Annotated in this window: 5 protein-coding genes; 3 read left to right on the top strand and 2 right to left on the bottom strand. The window is 62.4% G+C overall.

Annotated elements, in window-relative coordinates; genetic code table 11:
• On the bottom strand, window positions 1-320 hold a 320-nt coding region (locus H1Y01_RS18145), incomplete at its 3' end, for a DNA-3-methyladenine glycosylase (protein ID WP_180542056.1).
• The gene (locus tag H1Y01_RS18140) at window positions 317-745 is read right to left on the bottom strand and encodes a protease pro-enzyme activation domain-containing protein (protein ID WP_180542054.1); all 429 of its coding nucleotides are present in this window, start codon (window positions 743-745) and stop codon (window positions 317-319) included. The genes H1Y01_RS18140 and H1Y01_RS18145, both read right to left, overlap by 4 nt.
• 20 nt (window positions 746-765) lie before the next feature.
• On the opposite strand from H1Y01_RS18140, the gene H1Y01_RS18135 reads away from it, so the two are divergent.
• Genes H1Y01_RS18135 through parS form a run of 3 tightly spaced genes read left to right on the top strand, consistent with a single transcriptional unit; the run spans window position 766 to window position 3,247 of the window.
• Window positions 766-2,196 carry an amidohydrolase family protein gene (locus H1Y01_RS18135; protein WP_180542052.1) on the top strand — a complete coding sequence of 477 codons (1,431 nt, stop codon included), beginning with the start codon at window positions 766-768 and terminating at the stop codon, window positions 2,194-2,196.
• 10 nt (window positions 2,197-2,206) lie between these two features.
• On the top strand, window positions 2,207-2,758 hold the full coding sequence (gene thpR, locus H1Y01_RS18130; RefSeq protein ID WP_180542050.1) for an RNA 2',3'-cyclic phosphodiesterase: 552 nt from the start codon (window positions 2,207-2,209) through the stop codon (window positions 2,756-2,758).
• 42 nt (window positions 2,759-2,800) lie between these two features.
• Entirely contained in the window at window positions 2,801-3,247 is a 447-nt protein-coding gene (gene parS / locus H1Y01_RS18125) for a type II RES/Xre toxin-antitoxin system antitoxin (protein ID WP_180542048.1), read from the top strand.
• Window positions 3,248-3,262 lie beyond the last annotated feature (15 nt).

Genomic DNA, 3,262 nt, shown 5'->3' with positions numbered 1-3,262 from the left:
AGTCCCGCGACGGGTTCCAGAGCCCGAATGAGAACGCATCCCGCTTGGCCTTCCGGTTCGGCCACCAGATTCAGGCATTCGTGCATCCCGTAGATGAAGTACACGTAGGCATGGCCCGGCGGACCGAAGATCACGCGCGTGCGGGGAGTCAGGCCGCGCGCGGAGTGGGCGGCAAGGTCGTTCACGCCGAGGTAAGCTTCGGTCTCGACGATTCGCCCGGCAGTTTCGCCATGAACAATCACTCGGCCGAGGAGATCGCGAGCGACATCGGTTGCCGGGCGGTTATAGAAGCCGCGACGCAGGATACGGCCGAAACTCATCGTGTCCGCGCGACCGGCCGCTGGTCGAGACCGAGCACGGCGACGATGATTCCGTCGAGAGCGGAAGGGACGGTTAGCGGTCCGGAGTAGGTGAGGCAATGGTCTTCGGTGAAGAGAGTTGTGCCGAATGCGGCTTCGAGCTGAGCGACAGTTCCCTCGACTCGGATGGTGCGGCGAGGCGCGCTGACCTCGATGACGGACAGGCCCGCGTTACTTGCAAAGTTCGTAACCGCGTCGATGTCGGACGGAGACGCGGATAGCGAGCGCTCAATCTCTTCGCGGGAAGTCCCGGCGGGCGGTGACCCGTCCACGGAGGGACGGCGGAGCACAAGGGATGCGGTGAGCGTTTGGCCCGGACTCGGGGAATGCGCCTGAGTGGTGCCGGAGATGTGGCTGCCCAGAATGACGCTGCGGTTCGAAGACATCGGAACTATACTGTGACGGAATGCGGCTGCTTCCTATATTGTGTGCCCTACTCTGCGGCACGGCATGGTCGCAGGCGCTGGTGATCCAGCGAGTGGCCGTGATCGACGGAACGGACCGTGGAGCACGGCCGGAGATGACGGTAGTTATCGACGGGAATCGTATCGCGGCGGTGACTCCGTGGAAGCAGGCGCGCGTTCCGCGTGACGCACAAGTGTTGGACGGTACGGGTAAGTTCCTCATCCCCGGTTTGTGGGACATGCACACGCACGGCACGACGGACCTTCGCGCGTCCTGGAGCCGGCTTCTCTTCATTGCCAATGGAGTTGTCGGGGTACGCGATATGAGCGGTCCGGCTGACGCGGGCGCGTGGCGGGCCGCACACGCTTCCGATCGGCCGCGCTTGAACATCTACATGGGAAGCCCGATCGTGGACGGCCCGAATCCCCCGTGGCCCGACTCCATCGTTGCCGCAACGGAGGCCGAGGGGCGCGAGACGGTGGACCAGCAGAAACAGCGCGGCGCGGACTTCATCAAGGTGTACACATGGTTGCCGCGCGGCGTTTACTTTGCGATCGCGGACGAGGCGCACAAGGTGGGCATTCCTATCGAAGGACACGTGCCGGACGCGTTGAGCGCCGCAGAAGCTTCCGATGCCGGCCAGAAAAGCATTGAGCATCTGACCCAGGTGGCCGAGGGTTGTTCGCGCGAAGAGACGGCGATTCTGAATGAGCAGCGCGGCATCAATGCGATTTTCCGCGGTCCAAATTCGACTGTGGAGGAAAAGATGGCGGCGGGACCGCGCTGGGCCGCGATTGAGGCGCGCAAGATAGATACTTATGACGATGCCGTCGCGCAAGCCTTGTTCGCCCGGTTCGTGAAGAACGGGACGTGGCAGTGTCCCACGCTTTCTCTGCTCCGCGCACAGATCGACGATCCGCTGAGCCCGGAGGATCCGCGGCTGAAATACCTGAGCAAGGACGTGCGCGCAACCTGGGACGCGGGTTATTACAAACACCTCCCGCGTGCTGCTCGCTTGAGCGTGGTCGACTCGTCCCGGAAGCAATTCGCGGAGTTCTCGAAGATCGTGGGGAGCATGTATCGCGCGAAGGTGCGCATACTGGCAGGCACCGATACGATGAACCCGCAGTGCTTCCCCGGTTTCGGCTTGCATGACGAACTCGCGCTGTTGGTGGAAGCCGGCCTATCGCCGCTCGCCGCGCTGCAAAGTGCGACGCGCGATGCGGCTGAATTTATGGGGCAGCTGAACCGGCGCGGAACGATCGAGGCTGGAAAAACCGCGGACCTGGTTTTGCTGGATAAGGACCCGCTGATGGACATCCATAACACTCGCTCGATTCAGGCGGTCATTCTGGATGGCAAACTGTTTCCGCGCGCGTCGCTGGACGCTTTGCTGGCCGACGCTCAGGAATTGGCGGTGAAAAGGAATTAGTGATCCCGCCGTGCGTCTGTTTACCGGGATTGCCATCGATCCGACTGTCACTGCGAAGTTGAGCGCCGTGGTGGATCGATGGCGCCTGCAGGCGAAGCTGAACTGGAGCCCACCGGAAAATTACCATGTTACGGTCAAGTTTCTGGGGGAGTGCGCGGAGGACAAACTGGAGGCGATTGTGGCTGCGCTGGAGCAAGTGCCCCGACCGGGGGAGTTTGAAGTGGCGATCGAGGGACTGGGGTTCTTTCCGAATGCTCGATCGCCGCACGTGTTTTGGGCCGGCGTGACGGCACCCGCTCCGCTGGAACGGCTGGCATCCGATGTGGATGACGCGCTTCGGACCCTAGGGATACCGGCAGAGGAGCGCCGGTATTCGCCGCATCTGACGTTGGCGCGCGTGAAGGCGGGACAGAGTGCAGCGGCGATCGCGGATGAGATTGCCGGTTTAAAGCGCATTCGATTCGGTCAGTTCACGGCGCGTGAGTTCTACCTTTACCGGAGCCGTACGGGACCGCGGGGATCGGTTTATGAGAAGTTACGGCGAATTGAGTTAGTCGAATAGGATTTGCAATGTGAAGACAAATGGCGGTATAGTGGATGACAGATGACCAGTGTTGTTGAGGAACCTGAGGTGGTTACGGGCGAGATGGGCGGCGAACAGGCGCTTGGGCGGCAGCTTCACTCCGATCTGGATGTCCAGGACGCCATCCGTGAAGGCTTTCGACCTGCCGTCGTTGCGGGAGTGATGCATAGTGCCGACATCAGTCTGAAGCAGCTTGCGGCGGCGCTCGATCTATCGGAGCGGAGCTTGCAGCGCCGGAAAGGCGAAGGCCGTCTATCGCCCGCCGAATCCGACCGGATCTACCGGCTGGCGCGGATTGTGGCGCTGGCGAAGCAGTATCTGGGCGAGGAAGCGCTGGCGCATCGCTGGCTGAAGCGGCCCAATCGTGCGCTGGGTGGAAAGACGCCGCTCGAGGTCCTCGATACGGAACCAGGGGCGCGGATGGTTGAGGGAGTGCTGGGGAGGATCGCCTACGGCGGGGTGAGTTGAACCGCGTCTATCGGC

It is taken from the genome of Nevskia soli (assembly GCF_903970205.1).
Taxonomy (GTDB): domain Bacteria; phylum Acidobacteriota; class Terriglobia; order Bryobacterales; family Bryobacteraceae; genus Bog-113.
Note: the sequence above shows the minus strand (reverse complement) of the source record. Positions and strands in the feature narration are given on the sequence as shown.

What these genes read in the sequence shown, in the direction of transcription:
- H1Y01_RS18135 (WP_180542052.1), top strand. Translation starts at nt 766, where the DNA reads ATGCGGCTGCTTCCTATATTGTGTGCCCTACTCTGCGGCACGGCATGG.
- parS (WP_180542048.1), top strand. Translation starts at nt 2,801, where the DNA reads ATGACCAGTGTTGTTGAGGAACCTGAGGTGGTTACGGGCGAGATGGGC.
- H1Y01_RS18140 (WP_180542054.1), bottom strand. Translation starts at nt 745, where the DNA reads ATGTCTTCGAACCGCAGCGTCATTCTGGGCAGCCACATCTCCGGCACC.